This is a genomic window from Peribacillus saganii (genome assembly GCF_003429095.1).
Lineage (GTDB): Bacteria > Bacillota > Bacilli > Bacillales > DSM-1321 > Peribacillus > Peribacillus saganii.
In genome coordinates this window covers 52,715-68,432 of sequence record NZ_QVTE01000010.1, presented here as the reverse complement: position 1 = coordinate 68,432, position 15,718 = coordinate 52,715, and the positions used below count along the sequence as shown (strand labels likewise).

Annotated in this window: 14 protein-coding genes; 11 read left to right on the top strand and 3 right to left on the bottom strand. The window is 43.1% G+C overall.

Annotated elements, in window-relative coordinates:
• Positions 1 to 729 precede the first annotated feature (729 nt).
• Positions 730 to 1,578, top strand: a complete 849-nt coding sequence (locus D0469_RS04780; protein WP_117325506.1) for a lipoate--protein ligase family protein — start codon at positions 730 to 732, stop codon at positions 1,576 to 1,578.
• A 214-nt stretch (positions 1,579 to 1,792) separates the two neighbouring features.
• Here D0469_RS04780 and D0469_RS04775 read toward each other — a convergent pair whose 3' ends face one another.
• Entirely contained in the window at positions 1,793 to 2,539 is a 747-nt protein-coding gene (locus D0469_RS04775; RefSeq protein ID WP_117325505.1) for an RsfA family transcriptional regulator, read from the bottom strand.
• A gap of 449 nt (positions 2,540 to 2,988) precedes the next feature.
• Here D0469_RS04775 and D0469_RS21840 point away from each other — a divergent pair, with 449 nt between their 5' ends.
• The 4 genes from D0469_RS21840 (at position 2,989) to D0469_RS04760 (ending at position 6,142) form a co-directional block, all read left to right on the top strand.
• The gene (locus D0469_RS21840; protein WP_267897282.1) at positions 2,989 to 3,123 is read left to right on the top strand and encodes a hypothetical protein; all 135 of its coding nucleotides are present in this window, start codon (positions 2,989 to 2,991) and stop codon (positions 3,121 to 3,123) included.
• Positions 3,124 to 3,154: 31 nt separating this feature from the next.
• Complete coding sequence (locus tag D0469_RS04770; RefSeq protein ID WP_117325504.1) at positions 3,155 to 3,376, top strand: DUF1450 domain-containing protein; 222 nt, start codon at positions 3,155 to 3,157, stop codon at positions 3,374 to 3,376.
• A gap of 756 nt (positions 3,377 to 4,132) precedes the next feature.
• Positions 4,133 to 5,437: an HD domain-containing protein gene (locus tag D0469_RS04765; protein WP_117325503.1), complete on the top strand. Its 1,305-nt coding sequence runs from the start codon at positions 4,133 to 4,135 to the stop codon at positions 5,435 to 5,437.
• Between the two features lie 171 nt (positions 5,438 to 5,608).
• The gene (locus D0469_RS04760; RefSeq protein WP_117325502.1) at positions 5,609 to 6,142 is read left to right on the top strand and encodes a YwgA family protein; all 534 of its coding nucleotides are present in this window, start codon (positions 5,609 to 5,611) and stop codon (positions 6,140 to 6,142) included.
• A gap of 263 nt (positions 6,143 to 6,405) precedes the next feature.
• Here the strand turns inward: D0469_RS04760 and D0469_RS04755 are convergent, their stop codons facing one another.
• A complete protein-coding gene (locus D0469_RS04755) occupies positions 6,406 to 6,591 on the bottom strand; it encodes a 2-hydroxymuconate tautomerase (RefSeq protein ID WP_117325501.1) in 186 nt (61 codons plus the stop codon).
• Between the two features lie 139 nt (positions 6,592 to 6,730).
• On the opposite strand from D0469_RS04755, the gene D0469_RS04750 reads away from it, so the two are divergent.
• On the top strand, positions 6,731 to 7,387 hold the full coding sequence (locus D0469_RS04750) for a site-2 protease family protein (protein WP_117325500.1): 657 nt from the start codon (positions 6,731 to 6,733) through the stop codon (positions 7,385 to 7,387).
• A gap of 26 nt (positions 7,388 to 7,413) precedes the next feature.
• A complete protein-coding gene (locus tag D0469_RS04745; protein ID WP_117325499.1) occupies positions 7,414 to 7,926 on the top strand; it encodes a YwhD family protein in 513 nt (170 codons plus the stop codon).
• A gap of 592 nt (positions 7,927 to 8,518) precedes the next feature.
• Here the strand turns inward: D0469_RS04745 and D0469_RS04740 are convergent.
• Positions 8,519 to 10,591: a transglycosylase domain-containing protein gene (locus D0469_RS04740; protein WP_117325498.1), complete on the bottom strand. Its 2,073-nt coding sequence runs from the start codon at positions 10,589 to 10,591 to the stop codon at positions 8,519 to 8,521.
• 456 nt (positions 10,592 to 11,047) lie between these two features.
• On the opposite strand from D0469_RS04740, the gene speE reads away from it, so the two are divergent.
• The 4 genes from speE (at position 11,048) to argS (ending at position 15,424) form a co-directional block, all read left to right on the top strand.
• Positions 11,048 to 11,875 carry a spermidine synthase gene (speE, locus tag D0469_RS04735; RefSeq protein WP_117325509.1) on the top strand — a complete coding sequence of 276 codons (828 nt, stop codon included), beginning with the start codon at positions 11,048 to 11,050 and terminating at the stop codon, positions 11,873 to 11,875.
• A 239-nt stretch (positions 11,876 to 12,114) separates the two neighbouring features.
• Positions 12,115 to 12,996, top strand: coding sequence for an agmatinase (gene speB / locus D0469_RS04730; protein WP_117325497.1), 882 nt, complete (start codon positions 12,115 to 12,117; stop codon positions 12,994 to 12,996).
• Positions 12,997 to 13,312: 316 nt separating this feature from the next.
• Positions 13,313 to 13,750, top strand: coding sequence for a DUF1934 domain-containing protein (locus D0469_RS04725; RefSeq protein ID WP_117325496.1), 438 nt, complete (start codon positions 13,313 to 13,315; stop codon positions 13,748 to 13,750).
• 3 nt (positions 13,751 to 13,753) lie between these two features.
• Positions 13,754 to 15,424, top strand: a complete 1,671-nt coding sequence (gene argS, locus D0469_RS04720) for an arginine--tRNA ligase (RefSeq protein ID WP_117325495.1) — start codon at positions 13,754 to 13,756, stop codon at positions 15,422 to 15,424.
• The last annotated feature ends 294 nt before the right edge of the window (positions 15,425 to 15,718 follow it).

Below are 15,718 nucleotides of genomic sequence, written 5' to 3'. Positions count from 1 at the left end.
TCCTGTGCAAGTCCGACAAGCATAAGACAAGCGCTGACAGAAGGCGTTTTTTGCCTTCCGAAGTGATTGGCTTATGACCAGGGTTGCGATGGCACTTGATCGCAACAAAGGGTTGTGACGGCTCTTGGTCACAACATTCGAGGGCTTTTTTTCCCTAAGAAAAAAAGTTGCTGGGCGCTGAAGCTAGACATCTTAGAAAAGTGAAAGCGCCCTGGCAGAGGAAGAACGGCTAAGTTCGCCACGTCCTCACAAAGCTGTCGCTTTGTTTCGTGCGATGCCTCGCTGCCGTAGCGTTCCTTGTCCTGTGGCAACGCCGTTCTGACCCACATCCTGACGAAGGAACATCGGCTAAGGTCTGGCACGTCCTGTGCCAAACGCCGACGCCAGCACGTCCTGTGCAAGTCCGACAAGCATAAGACAAGCGCTGACAGAAGGCGCTTTTTGCCTTCCGAAGTGATTGGCTTATGACCAGGGTTGTGACGGCTCTTGGTCACAACATTCGAGGGCTTTTTTTCCCTAAGAAAAAAAAGTTGCTGGGCGCTGAAGCTAGACATCCTACGGGTTAAAAAAGTAATACTTTCTTCTCTTTTTAAAGAGCACGGGCAATCTTTCCGAAAGATTGTCTCTTTTTTTTTGCCTGTAAGGCTGGCGGCAAGGCTGCGCTCTTTTTTTGCTTCAAAAAGATTATGGTATAATAAATATGATTTTTTTAGCTAAAGGAGCATACTTATGGCCGACGAGGTTTCATTATTGAATCAGCGAGAATGGCGTATTATTGACCAATCATCGCTTGGTCCTCATTTTCATGCGCTCCAGTCCTTCGCAATGGATGATACATTATGCTTCTCAGCGGGCAGCGGAAAGTCTTCAGCCACTGCCAGAGCTTGGGTTCATTCAAAGACAGTGGTGCTTGGCATACAGGATACAAAGCTGCCGTTTTTGGAAAAGGGACTGACCTTTCTAAAAAATCAAGGATATAACTTTATCGTTAGAAACTCTGGCGGTCTTGCGGTTGTACTCGATGAAGGGGTCCTGAATATTTCACTTATTTTTCCGGAAGCGGAAAGGAAAATAGATATTAACCGAGGGTATGAAGCAATGTGGAGCCTGATCAACTCAATGTTTAAGGATTTCAATGTAAAAATTGATGCGTACGAGATTGAAGGTTCCTATTGCCCGGGGAGTTATGATCTAAGCATAGATGGAAAGAAGTTCGCTGGGATTTCCCAGCGGCGTATTCGAAATGGAGTTGCTGTCCAAATCTATCTTTGTGTAACGGGCAGCGGGGCTGATCGAGCTGGTTTGATCAGGGACTTTTATCATTTGGCCAAGGCCGATGCGGAAACAAAATTTTCATATCCATTAATTAATCCAGGGGTTATGGCTTCCTTATCCGAACTGCTGAACACAGAGCTGCGTGTTGAGGACGTAATGCTTCGGCTTTTGCAGAATTTAAAAATTTATAGCGGAAGCATTTACTCTTCCCAGCTATCTCCTGAGGAGCTGCCTGTTTACGAGTCCTATTTTGCCAGAATAGCAGAACGGAATGAAAAAGTGTTCATGGCTTTGGGTAAATAGGACGCAATGTCTTTCAATTCCTGATGTTTTGAGAAGTACTATATATATGATTTTTTTGCAGAGAAAAAGGCATTGCTGTTGATAATTTGGAGAAATTATCGCAGGAATGCCTTTTTTTTTACGGGGAAATCGCTGTCTTACAAACTAACTTACGAAGCTCCTTTTATAGTAACAAGAGCTGCTGCCATTTTCCTCTCCGCTTGGACTTATTTTGTTATTCAGCTAGTTTCTCTAAATTGCCGTTTCGGTCCATCTTAAATTTCGTCGCAGGGCGATCATCTTCGTCCAGCAGCACTAACTTCCTGGCCCGGTTCATGATCTTCATTAATGTTTCATAATCTTCTTGAATCATAACGGCATTCTGTTCAAGCTGGGAAACTTTCTTTTCAAGCTCCTGATTTTGTTGTTTCAGATCCTTGATTTCCAGCCGCAATCTTTCGTTCTCTGTTTTTAATATTTCGGAATGAAGGGTGCTGCCGTTTAGCGATTGCAAAAAGGAAATAACTGCGTCCATTGTCAGGTTTTGTTCCCGATATACAGGCTGCTTGACCTGTTCGAATTCTATAAGTTCACCGAGTTCTAACTGATTTGTATGCTCAGAAACAGAATAACTGATAGTTTCTAAATCTTCCTCTTCTTCTTCAATAGGCTGTGTAATTCCTATATCCTGAATGGTTGGCACAGGGGGTGAGTATAGCAATTTCTTCTTTCCTCCCTGATCTTTCCCTAGTATGCGCTGACGCTGTTTGCGCTGCTTTTTTGCTAGTGCAAGAGCTTTATCATAACTATGGCGAACAACTGCATTCCATCTGAATCCGCAAGCTGCAGAAGTACGGTTCAGTTTATCGCCGACCTCCTCAAATGCGTTTAACTGTGTACTTCCCTCACGAACGTGGCGCAGTACCGTTTCTGCTAAAAGCAGATCATCTTCTTCTGTCCAAGCATCTTGTCTTACTTTCATCCTACCTACTCCCTTTCTATTGATTATTATCCGTCGAACAGCAATCCTGCAGCATTTAAGTATCGCCAGCCTCATGAATTACGGCTGGTTTATTGCTGAATGACGCTTGCTGGTTGGTTTTTTTAGCATGAATTAATAATTTCATGCTTGCTCTAGTCATCATTTTGGACAAATTAGTAAAGTTTTATTCAAAAAACTTAAAAGGATAATAGTTTTTTTATTTTAACAAGCACAGCAGAGCTAGTGCCGGCGTTGCCACAGGACAAGGAATGCTTCATCAGCGATACATCGCACGAAACAAAGCGGAAATCTTGTGGGGACGTATCGGCTTTAGCCGTTTTTCCTCTGTCAGGGCGCTTGCCTATTCACAAAGATCCCATTGAACATCAACTTGAAATTAGGAAGCAGACACTGTAAAATACCCCTTAGACCTCAGGAGACTCATAAGGATGAGGCCATATATTACATGCAAAATAAAAGGTTTTCTGCGTGTTGATGGTCCAGGGCATGGCAGCGGGAAAGCTGTTCCTATGTTTCCTCACAAGCTAGAAATCACTTCTTACAAGCGTGTTGCGCTTAACTGATAAATGAACCAGGAAGGATGGTGACCCGAGTATGCCGAATGAATTTAGAGTATGCGACGATTGCCAGGCTACCAATATAAAAACTCTTGTTCCACGGCTGCAAAAGCTTGATCCGGATGCGAGTATTGAAATCGCCTGCCAATCCTATTGCGGTCCCGGCAGAAAAAAGTCATTTGCATTTGTAAATAACCGGCCGGTTTCAGCTCCTACGGAAGATGAGCTAATAGAAAAGGTTGAGAAAAAAATAAAATAAGAACGGCAGCTATAAATAAGTCACCTTGAAGCACATGACGGGTGATTTTTACTTTTTTTACGAGAGCAATTGAACTGTTTTTAATTGTAAAATAAGGGTAAAAATATTTAATAACTTCTTAAAGAAAAACTACAGAGACCTCTGTTAAAAATTTGAGGGCAAGCCTATCGAAGATGCTGGAAAGCAAGCTATAATGGAAGCATACTAGTCTGTAAGAAAAGCACAAGCGCCCTGTTCAGCCCCGACAGAGTTGTGACGGCTTTTGGTCACAATACAGCATAAGACAAGCACTGACAGAAGGCGTTTTTTCCTTCCGAGGTGATTGGCTTATGACCAAGGTTGCGATGGCACTTGGTCCCAACATTCGAGGCCGACTAAGATCGCCACGTCCTCACAAAGCTGTCGTTTTGTTTCGTGCGATGCCTCGCTGCCGTAGCGTTCCTTGTCCTGTGGCGACGTCGGCACTAGCACGTCCTGTGCGTCGGGGCTTTATTTACTCTGTAAAAAAGTTACTGGGCGCTGTAGCTAGACATCATAGAAAAGCGCAAGCGCCCTGTTCAGCCCCGACAAGCATAAGACAAGCACTGACAGAAGGCGTTTTTTGCCTTCCGAAGTGATTGGCTTATGATCAGGGTTGTGACGGCCTTTGGTCACAACATTCGAGGGGCTGGGCGCTGAAGCTAGACATATGTACTTGTCAAAAAAGTTATACTTTCCTAATAGCAAAGAAAGCCTTAACGAAAAAGAGGGTAGTCCATGGCATATTCCGCTGAAAAACTTAAAGAAGAAAAAGTATTTAAAGATCCGGTCCATCGATATATTCATGTAAGGGACAGGGTTATTTGGGATTTAATAGGAACAAAGGAATTTCAGCGGCTTAGAAGGATTAAACAGCTTGGAACCACTTACTTAACCTTTCACGGCGCCGAGCATAGCCGCCTTAACCACTCGCTTGGTGTCTATGAAATCGTACGCCGCATTATCGATGATGTTTTTAAAGGACGGCCGGAATGGGATGAAGGGGAGCGGCTGTTATCACTTTGTGCGGCCCTGCTTCATGATTTAGGGCACGGTCCGTTCTCTCATTCATTTGAAAAAGTATTTGATCTGGATCACGAGCATTTCACCCGGGAAATTGTAGTCGGGAACACGGAGGTCAACACTGTACTGAAGCGGGTAGGTGAGGATTTTCCGAAGAAAGTGGCCGATGTGATAGCCAAAACATATCAGAATAAGCTGGTAGTCAGTTTAATTTCAAGCCAGATTGATGCTGACCGGATGGATTATCTTCAGCGTGATGCTTATTTTACCGGGGTCAGCTACGGTCATTTCGACATGGAACGAATCCTGCGTGTCATGAGGCCGCGAGAGGACCAAGTTGTGATTAAGCAGAGCGGGATGCATGCGGTAGAGGACTATATTATGAGCCGCTATCAAATGTATTGGCAGGTCTACTTTCATCCTGTAACAAGGAGTGCAGAGGTCATACTCACGAAAATTCTGCACCGTGCCAAGCACTTATATGAAACTGGCTATAAATTTCAGCAGGAACCGGTTCACTTTTACTCCATGCTGACAGGGAATATGTCGGTAAGCGAATATCTAAAGCTTGATGAAGCAATCATGTTCTATTATTTCCAAATCTGGGAGGAAGAAGAGGATGCGATTCTCCGGGATTTATGCAGACGTTTTGTAAACCGGAATCTATTTAAATATGTAGAGTTCCATCCATCCAATGATCAAATGAACAAGCTAATGGAGCTGAATAAGCTTTTTAGGAAAGCGGCCATTAATCCGGACTATTATCTGGTAGTAGATTCCTCCTCGGACTTGCCCTATGACTTTTACAGGCCAGGTGAAGAGGAAGAACGGCTGCCGATCCATCTGCTGAAAAAGGATGGGGATATCCGGGAATTGTCACGTGAATCGGAAATCGTTGATGCCATTTCCGGAAAAAGAAGAACTGACCATAAATTATACTTTCCGGAAGATTTGCTCTGGGATGATTCTGCAAAAAAGAATATAAAGAAACAGATAAGACGGTTGCTGGAATTGGAATAGGCCAAGGTGCATTACATACTGCAATTGATGCTGATGTGATGCTGATATGAAAAGGATAACCTGTTCAGCAAATACTGCTGTCTAGAGAAGGCCAGCCCCATATAGCTTAGAAGAAAGTCGATGTTGCATTTGCCGGCGCCGTTTTTAATATAGGTTGAGGAGTGACATGCCTTGTTTAAGGATCATGCTAAAATTATACATGCAATATTTTCAGCAGGGGAAATAGTCGGAAGGAAAAAGCTGCAGAAAATTATTTTTATTGCCAAGAAAATATCATTTCCGTTTCAGGAAAAATTTCAATTTCATTTTTATGGACCGTATTCTGAAGAGCTTACACTCCGGATTGAAGAGCTTTGCAACATGGGGTACCTGGATGAGGTTAAAGAAAAAAAGGCAGGCTACTGGCAGTACCGCTATTCGGTCACCGAATCAGGCAAGGAATTTCTGGGCCTGCATGAAATCAGCATGCCGGCGCTTGATGATTGTCTGATGGATATGAATCAGCAGTCTGCAAGGTTCCTTGAATTGGTTTCAACCGTACTGTATTTTGACAGCCTTCCCCCAGAAGAAGTTGCTGAAAAGGTCTTTACCTTAAAAAGCAAACAAAACTACACACTAGAAGAAATGGCTGATGCCTATGCTTATATTGACTCATTAAAGCAAAAGGGGCTGCTCCAGCAAGCTGCTGGGCGAGCGACAGTGTGAGAAATAAAGTTTTGGGGATCGGAGCTGGCGGTGTATTCATTACGAATCTTGAATAGATCCATAGCCAGTCGAAAAACAGATATACAAAAAGTATTGATAAAACCTTGTCACTTCCGAATAGCAGAAGAGTGACAAGGTTTTTTAATAAAAAAATGGAACTTCTTTAACAAGTAAAGATGTCTAGCTAGCGCCCAGTCCCGACGGACAGGACGTGTCTGCTTTAGCTGTTCTTCCTCTACCAGGGACGCTTGCCCTTTTATTTTTTACTGATCGCTCAATCGCTTTCCAGCGACTGCGTAATGGTTTTTAGGCATTTCTTCAATAAAAACAACTACTTTGTCCTGTGAAGCTCCTGTGGTTTCCACAACTGCTTCTGTTACTTTTTCAACCAGCGCTTTTTTCTGGTCCTCTGAACGGCCTTCAAGCATTTTTACAGTTACATAAGGCATGCTGTAAACCCTCCTTTCATATTTTATTTTAATAGTGTTTCATATGGCTAAACTAAACGCAAGATTGGTATCTTGATTTTTAACATCTATAATCATTTAATGTATACTGAGTGTAAGAAAAAGAATGGGGAGAAGCGGTTTGGAACAATTTTTAGCGTTTTCTTTGGAAGAACTGCCTTATGTCATCGTAACATTGCTGATTGCTTTTACAGTCCATGAGTTTTCGCATGCGTATGTCGCCTATAAATTTGGTGATCCAACTGCGAAGAATCAGGGAAGAATAACGTTAAATCCAATAAATCATCTTGATCCTGTCGGAACGATCCTGCTGCTGATTGCCGGATTTGGCTGGGCAAGGCCGGTCCCAGTCAATCGGTATCATTTTAAGAATCCGCGCCTCGCCGGTGTAGCGGTATCATTTGCAGGGCCTTTCAGCAATTTCCTGCTGGCTTGTCTCGGTTTTATTATCTGGTATGGCTTGGCGGCGGCAGGCATGGCTGGTCAGCTTCCTGACTTTATTCGCCAGTTTCTCGATATGTTTATCCAGCTGAATATCATCTTGTTTATTTTTAATCTGCTTCCTTTGCCAGCGCTGGATGGGTGGCGGATTCTACAGGATTTGGCTCCTTCCGATATTCGGGCCAAGATGACACAATATGAAGTTTACGGAGTATTAATCTTTTTAATTTTGATGATTACCCCGCTTGACCAATATACAATCCAGCCTTTATTCGGGGTTGTTCTCCCATTTATCCTTGGAGGGATGGCGGACTTCTTTTCAGCAATTTTTCTTTAACAATTCAAAAGTAAGGAGGCAATACAATGGATAATCAGCCGAAAAAAAAGATGGGCTTTAATATCGTAAAAAATGATCCGATGGCTGGTCATAAAGGGTATGGTGCCGGAGTGCTTACCCTTGATAATATTTCTCCTGTTATCATTGACGTTGAAGCAGGTGATGCTGTGGTCGATGTTGGCGCTATGCATGCAAGAAGCGCTGTGGAAAAGGGGATAAAGTTTCTTCCCGATAAAGACAAAGTGCCAAATGGAAAACCATATTGGCTCGTCTGGGTTACAATTGAAGCAACGGTGGATGGCCCGCTCTATGCCGGGGTGACAGCCTGTGAAATGACAGTGGACAGGGAAATTAGAAGAGGCTATAAATCCCTTCCTGAACATGTGAACAAGATGGATAAGTCATTAAAACGGCATATTATGGTAGATCATATGGACGAACGTTCAAAAAAGATCCTTGCAACATTCCTGCAGAACCATAACCGCGAAATCTGGGATCGGTCATCAGATAAATTAAAACAGGACCTGCAAGTGTCTTAATTACAAATAATTTTGTCAATTTCGAGAAAAATTTCGAATATTACATGAAATGGTCTTTAGAAATTTCATAAAATCAGGTAAACTTATTAACAGCGTGCAGACGCTGTACAACTAGGACAGGAAAAACCCCAGGACGTTATGCCCCGGGGTTTTTCCATTGCTTTAAGAACCATAATTCTCTTGTAATTGTGGATTTCGAAATTAGTTGGTCAATCTCTAGCTCCAGCGCCCAGCAACTTTTTTTTACGGAGTAAAATAAAGCCTCGACGCACAGGACAAGGAACGCTTCGGCAGCGACTCATCGCACGAAACAAAGCGACAGCTTTGTGAGGACGTGGCGATCTTAGTCGGCCTCGAATGTTGTGACCAAGTTGCGATCAAGTGCCATCGCAACCAAAGGCCATCACAACCCTGTGTTGCGATCAAGTTGCGATCAAAAGCCATCGCAACCAAGTGCCATCGCAACCTTGGTCATAAGCCAATCGCTTCGGAAGGAAAAAGAGCCTTCTGTCAGCGCTTGTCTTATGCTGTATCGTGGCCAAAAGCCGTCACAATTCTGTCGGGGCTAACCTGAGCGCTAGCCCTTTTATTTTTATTCAGAATCCCAAAATTCAAGGAATTTTTTATACCATGCTTTTTTCTCAGCTGGAGTTTTGCTATCGTTTTGAAATAACCCATCATGGATGTGAACTGTACAGTATTCGGTTGGTTCTGTCCCTTTTTCAAAATAGGTCGTACGGGCAACCGGGCAATCCTCCGTCGCGAGCAGACCGTTAGTTGGGTCGACTTTCACACCTCTTACGCCTTCAGTGGGCTTAAAGCCTTTTACCGGCTCTCCTTCAAGACTGTTCTCCATAAAGCGGGCCCAAATCTTTTTGGCATAGGTTTTATCTTCTGCAGCTTCAATCCTTTGAGAATGATCAAATCCGGCCCAGACACCGGCAACAAGCTGTGGCGTGTAACCGATCATCCAGCTATCTGAAGGAGTCGTGCCCGATTTCCCCGCATATGGGCGTGTAAGCTGCGGTAAAATTGCTGTTCCGGTTACGCTCGCATGGCCATTCAGCTTTTTATCAAAAATACCTGTCAGCATTTGTGTCATAACATAGGCTTTGTCAGCATCCAATAGCCGTTTCTTATGTGGTTCATGCTTGTAAATAACGTCGCCTTTATGGTTTACAACCTGTTTGATGAAGACAGGTTCTACTTCTTTTCCTCCGTTCGCAAGGATCCCATAAGCATTTACCATTTCAAGCATCCGGACCCCTGAGGTACCAAGTGCCAACGACGGCACGGCTGACAATTTCGAGGCAATGCCAAATTTCTTGGCTGTTTCTATTAAAGCATCTTCGCCAAGAAACATATGGGTTTTAACAGCGTAAACATTATCTGAAAGAGCGATAGCCTGAGCCAATGTAATATTTCCCTCCGCATACTGATGATTAAAATTATGCGGAGTGTAAGAAGACGCACCGTCATCAAAGGTAAAAGTTGTTTTTTCACTTCTTAAAGTGGTGGAAGGAGTAAATCCCTTTTCCAGTGCAGAGTAATACAGCAGCGGCTTGATTGTTGATCCAGGCTGTCGTACCGCTTGAATTGCCCGGTTAAAGGGGCTTTCCTTATAGTTTCTGCCGCCAACCAGAGCCTCAACCTCTCCGTTCTTTGGATTCATTGCAATAAGAGCGGCCTGTATCTCCGATCGATCCGACATAATGGAGTCAAAGGCTTCCTCTGCAGCTTTTTGTTTTTCTTTATTCAGGGTCGTATAGACCTTTAGCCCTCCGAGTTGAATCGTCCGCTCATCCAGTCCGAGTTCATTTTTCATTGCCTTTTGGACAGCGTCCTGGAAATAGGGCGCAGTTTTTTCTTCTGATGATGGATGCTTTCCCGTTAAAGTCAATTTTGTTAGTTTCGCTTCCTCAGCCTCAGCCGCAGTTATAAACTTCTGTTTTTCCATGGACTTCAATACAATGCTTTGCCGATTTTTTGCCCTGTCGAAATGCTCCAGCGGTGAATAGTTGGCAGGGCCTTTTGGAATTCCGGCAAGTATGCTGGCTTGCGCAAGAGTAAGCTCTTTGGCTGACTTGCCAAAATAATACTGGCTGGCAGCCTCGACACCATAGGCTCTATGCCCATAATAAATGGTATTTAAATAGCCTTCTAAAATTTCTTCCTTAGAATAATTCATTTCAAGGCGAAGAGTATAAAATGCTTCGGTAATTTTGCGCTGCCATGTTTTATCATGTCCGAGAAATAAATTCCGGGCATATTGCTGGGTGATCGTACTGGCTCCCTGGACCTTTGCCATAGCCCGGACATCGGCGATAACAGCACCGGCAATCCGCTTCATGTCAAAGCCGTAATGATTGTAAAAATGCTGGTCTTCTACGGCTATGGTTGCATCTATTAATTCTTTTGAAATATCGTCCAGCTTTACCCAATACCGTTTTTGTCCATTATCGCTTTCTCCGATTACATCTCCATTTTCGCTAAAAAAAATGGTTGATTGCGGAACAGCTAACGGCGGGGCACCTAAAATTTTGGCATAGGTGAACAGCGAAAAAGCTGCCAGTAAAAGCAAAATGGACATAAGGCCTGCAATAATTACTGCTGCCCGAATGTATTTTGCGGTTCGTTTAAAATTCTGTCCTGTAATCAATTCCACTAACTTCACCTTCTTCGACCATAGGTAATACTATTCAGTATGAAAAAAAACAGTGGTTTTTAAACATTGATATTAATAGAACAATTTTTTTCTTGCAATTTTGCTAGATTGCCTTATACTTTTCTCTAGCAAATGACTCGGCAATCACCGAGTTTTTTCTTGTGAATAAATATAATTTTTTTTAACTAAAACAAATGTCTAGCTGGAAGCCCCAGTATCGTTTTTCCTCCTGAAAATAAAAACCTCATGTGCTGTGGACTAAGTTGGATCACCACTTGTTGCTGCATTCCCCTGGGCTCTTGCGCTTTTCTTGGTTTTTAATTTTTTTGTTGGGGAACTTTAATAGTGACTGGATATAAAGTTAGGTTACCTGTATTTCTCCGGAAACTAGGGGACTTGCCTTGCTTCTTGAAAGCGATAACTTTGATAAATACAAAAAAGGAAGGAAGAGATACAATGGGAATTTGGTTTACTGAAAAACAGACAGAGAATTTTGGCATTACGATGAAGGTAAATCGTACTTTACATACAGAGCAAACAGACTTTCAAAAGCTTGATATGATTGAGACAGAAGAATGGGGCAATATGCTTCTTCTTGATGACATGGTCATGACATCGGTTAAAGATGAATTCGTATACCATGAAATGGTCGCACATATTCCATTGTTTACTCACCCGAATCCTGAAAATGTGCTGGTTGTAGGCGGAGGAGATGGAGGAGTTATCCGTGAAGTCCTGAAGCATCCAAGCGTAAAAAAAGCAACACTTGTAGATATTGATGGCAAGGTTATCGAGTATTCCAAGAAATACCTTCCTGAGATTGCAGGAATGTTAGACGATTCGCGTGTGGATGTTCAAGTAGATGACGGTTTCATGCATATCGCAAAGAGCGAAAACGAATACGATGTTATCATGGTTGATTCTACAGAGCCAGTCGGTCCTGCGGTGAACCTATTTACAAAGGGCTTCTACGCTGGAATCTCAAAAGCGCTTAAAGAAGACGGAATTTTCGTAGCTCAAACAGATAACCCTTGGTTTAAGGCTGACCTTATTACAGATGTACAAAGAGATGTTAAGGAAATCTTCCCGATTACGCGTCTATACGTTGCGAACATTCCTACTTACCCAAGCGGATTGTGGACATTCACAATCGGTTCTAAAAAACATGACCCTCTTAACGTAAGCGAAGAGCGTTTCCATGAAATCGAAACAAAGTATTACACAAAAGAACTTCATAAAGCCGCGTTTGTATTGCCGAAGTTCGTCCAGGATTTGATTAAATAATTAATATTGTTTAGCACCTTGCCTTTGTGACAGCACAAGGAACTTTACGCCAGCGATACATCGAACGAAACAAAGCGTTTAGCTTTGGGAGGATGTGCTGGCGTCGGCATTTGGCACAGGACGGAGGTTGAAATGGCCTTAAATTTCAACCCTGCCAGTTTTTAGTCGACGTTCCTTTTGTCTGGCGGCAAGGTTTTCTCATGGTTCATGAAATTTTTTAAAAGAAAGAGGGATTCTCCATGCGTTTCGATGAAGCATACTCAGGAAATGTTTTTATAAAAAGCCACCCAAACTTTGAAGAATCAGAAGCTGTTATTTATGGAATGCCGATGGATTGGACAGTAAGCTACCGCCCAGGCTCACGTTTCGGCCCGGCAAGGATTCGTGAGGTTTCAATAGGTTTGGAGGAGTACAGCGCGTATTTAAACCGCGAGCTTGAAGAAGTTAAGTATTTCGATGCTGGAGATATCCCGCTGCCATTTGGGAATCCACAGCGCAGCCTTGATATAATCGAAGACTTTATCCATAAGCTGCTTGCTGAAGATAAGTTTCCGCTTGGAATGGGCGGAGAGCATTTGGTTTCCTGGCCGGTTATGAAGGCCGTTGCGAAGAAATATCCTGATTTGGCCATTATTCATATGGACGCTCACACAGACCTTCGTGAGGAATATGAAGGGGAGCCGCTTTCCCATTCAACTCCAATCCGTAAAATTGCCGAGCACATTGGACCAAAGAATGTTTATTCATTTGGAATCCGGTCAGGAATGAAGGAAGAATTTCAATGGGCAAAGGAAAATGGAATGCACATCTCCAAATTTGAAGTGCTTGAGCCATTAAAGGAAATTCTGCCAACCTTAGCGGGCCGTCCAGTTTATGTAACAATTGATATTGATGTTCTTGATCCGGCGCACGCTCCTGGAACAGGTACTGTCGATGCAGGCGGCATCACTTCAAAAGAGTTATTGGCTTCGATTCATGCCATTGCTCAATCAGACATCAATGTGGTGGGCTGTGACTTGGTAGAGGTTGCCCCGATTTATGACATATCAGAACAAACAGCAAATACAGCCAGCAAGCTTATCCGTGAAATGATTCTTGGCTGGGTTCAAAAACGAAAATAATAAGATTGCAGTCCGGATGATCTCCGGGCTGTTTTTCTTAAAGATAGATAAAGCTTTTTCAACAGTTACAGATGTCTAGCTCCAGCGTCCGGCAACTTTTTTTGCAGGAAAATAAAGTCCTGACGCCAAGATGTGCTAGTGCCGACGTAGCCACAGGACGTGGCGGCCTTAGCGGTTCTTCCTCTGTGAGAAAGTGCTGACGCCGGCGTTCCTCTTTCAGGGCGCTTGCGCTTTTCGAATGAGGATAGGTTGAAACTTATGGAAAGAATAATTATACTTATTAAGTTATAAGGCATAAATTAAGGGAGCGGTCAAGATGTCGCTTAATGGTACAGACAGGAAAAGTGTCGCCATTACACTTAAAACAACCATACATAACGGCGGAGAAACCCAGACATATGAACTGGTCTTATCCGGCACGCAAATGTTTAAGAGTTCAGCTTTATATTTGCAATTTGAAGAAGCCAGTGAAAACGGTACTATCAAAACTACTATAAAATATACCAAAGAAGAGGCGCTGCTGATGAGAAGCGGTGCAGTCAAAATGCGGCAGGTGTTCCGGCCAGGCGAGCTGACAAACGGGCACTATCAAAGCATCTATGGAACCTTGCCGATGATAACCACAACTCATGAAATGGCACATAAAATAAGCCAGGACAATTCGGAAGAAATTATTTTTCGTTATAACCTCGAAATGAACGGAGACAGTCTTGGTCTTTATAAAATGTCGATAAAATACAGGGAGGTAGCATAAACGATGAACATTGTTGCTCAGGTTCAAGACAAGCTGAAACAGGAAATTAAAGCTGCGGTGCAAAAAGGAGGGCTGGCGGCTGAAGACCAGATTCCAAATGTAGTGCTGGAAATTCCAAAAGAAAAAGCTCACGGGGATTACTCTTCCAATATGGCCATGCAGCTGGCAAGGGTAGCAAAAAAAGCGCCGCGCATGATTGCCGAAGCCATCATTGAAAACTTTGACCGTTCAAAGGCATCCATTGAAAAAATAGAAATTGCAGGACCTGGGTTTATTAATTTTTATATGGACAACAGCTATCTTACTGAGCTAGTCCCGGCTATTTTAGCAGCGGGTGAGCGTTATGGGGAAAGCGATTTTGGCAAGGGAGAAAAAATCCAGGTAGAGTTTGTTTCTGCTAACCCTACAGGAGATCTGCACCTTGGACATGCCCGCGGTGCTGCAGTAGGCGATTCCCTATGCAATGTGCTTGCTAAAGCAGGCTATGATGTGTCTCGTGAATATTACATTAACGATGCTGGAAATCAGATTAATAATCTTGCTGCTTCCGTTGAAGCGCGTTATTTCCAGGCGCTAGGATTCGATAAGGAAATGCCGGAGGATGGATACCATGGCGCAGACATCGTTGGAATCGGTCAAGATCTGGCTAAAGAATACGGTGATAAGTTTGTTAATGAACCTGAGGAAAAAAGGTTTGAGTTTTTCCGCGAGTACGGCTTAAAGTATGAAATGGAAAAGCTGAAAAATGACCTGGAAAACTTCCGCGTCGGTTTTGATGTGTGGTATTCAGAAACCTCATTGTACAAGAACGGCAAGATTGATGAAGCACTTTCTGCTTTAAAAGAAAGAGGACATATTTATGAACAGGATGGCGCTACCTGGTTCCGGTCTACAGAGCTCGGAGACGATAAGGACCGCGTTTTAATCAAGCAGGATGGGTCTTATACGTATTTGCTTCCTGATATCGCTTACCACCGCGACAAGCTTCAACGTGGTTTTGAAACGCTGATCAATATTTGGGGTGCTGACCACCATGGCTATATCCCAAGGATGAAAGCTGCCATTGAAGCATTGGGCTATGACCGTGAGAAGTTGGAAGTAGAAATCATCCAGCTTGTTCACCTGTATAAAGACGGCGAGAAAATGAAGATGAGCAAGCGTACTGGAAAAGCGGTGACGATGCGCGATTTGATTGAGGAGGTAGGCCTTGATGCCGTACGCTACTTCTTTGCTATGAGAAGTGCTGATACCCATATGGATTTCGATTTGGATCTTGCGGTTTCTCAATCCAATGAAAACCCGGTATATTACGCCCAATATGCACATGCCCGTATTTCCAGTATCCTTCGCCAGGGAGACGAGCAGGAAGTCAGCTATGAGGGAGAAGCTGACTATTCGCTCATCTCGTCTGAGAAGGAAATTGAGCTGCTAAAGCGTCTGGGCGAATTCCCGCAAGCGATTGCAGAAGCAGCAGAAAAGCGCATGCCCCACCGCATTGCGAACTATATCTTTGACCTTGCATCTGCTTTCCACAGCTTTTACAATGCTGATAAAGTATTGGATGCAGAGCATATTGAAAGAAGCAAAGCACGTTTATCATTGGTAAAATCCGTTCAGATTACGCTAAAGAACGCTTTAAGCATAATTGGAGTTTCTGCTCCAGAGAAGATGTAATAAAGATAAAGAGACCGGTATGGCTTGTGGGCCATACCGGTCTCTTTCATAGCGGGCTCGGTTGCTCGAGTTCGTAATTTGACGTTATCGATATAATTTTTAATAGTTTTTTTAAAAAAATACTAACTCTTATAACGAAAATCAGAGTTGTCCAAGCCATTGGAATTTTATCGTCAAGATTTAATCTGTTTAGAGCAATTATATCGTTTATCGTCAATTTTTCAGGCGCATTAATTAACTTTTTGCTTTATATCGGTTAGCGATATATGTATGTGTCGCTATGAAAGGGTCAAA

What these genes read in the sequence shown, in the direction of transcription:
- D0469_RS04755 (WP_117325501.1), bottom strand. Translation starts at nt 6,591, where the DNA reads ATGCCTTATGTAACTGTAAAAATGCTTGAAGGCCGTTCAGAGGACCAG.
- D0469_RS04745 (WP_117325499.1), top strand. Translation starts at nt 7,414, where the DNA reads ATGGATAATCAGCCGAAAAAAAAGATGGGCTTTAATATCGTAAAAAAT.
- speB (WP_117325497.1), top strand. Translation starts at nt 12,115, where the DNA reads ATGCGTTTCGATGAAGCATACTCAGGAAATGTTTTTATAAAAAGCCAC.
- argS (WP_117325495.1), top strand. Translation starts at nt 13,754, where the DNA reads ATGAACATTGTTGCTCAGGTTCAAGACAAGCTGAAACAGGAAATTAAA.
- speE (WP_117325509.1), top strand. Translation starts at nt 11,048, where the DNA reads ATGGGAATTTGGTTTACTGAAAAACAGACAGAGAATTTTGGCATTACG.
- D0469_RS04765 (WP_117325503.1), top strand. Translation starts at nt 4,133, where the DNA reads ATGGCATATTCCGCTGAAAAACTTAAAGAAGAAAAAGTATTTAAAGAT.
- D0469_RS21840 (WP_267897282.1), top strand. Translation starts at nt 2,989, where the DNA reads ATGAGGCCATATATTACATGCAAAATAAAAGGTTTTCTGCGTGTTGAT.
- D0469_RS04770 (WP_117325504.1), top strand. Translation starts at nt 3,155, where the DNA reads ATGCCGAATGAATTTAGAGTATGCGACGATTGCCAGGCTACCAATATA.
- D0469_RS04775 (WP_117325505.1), bottom strand. Translation starts at nt 2,539, where the DNA reads ATGAAAGTAAGACAAGATGCTTGGACAGAAGAAGATGATCTGCTTTTA.
- D0469_RS04725 (WP_117325496.1), top strand. Translation starts at nt 13,313, where the DNA reads ATGTCGCTTAATGGTACAGACAGGAAAAGTGTCGCCATTACACTTAAA.
- D0469_RS04780 (WP_117325506.1), top strand. Translation starts at nt 730, where the DNA reads ATGGCCGACGAGGTTTCATTATTGAATCAGCGAGAATGGCGTATTATT.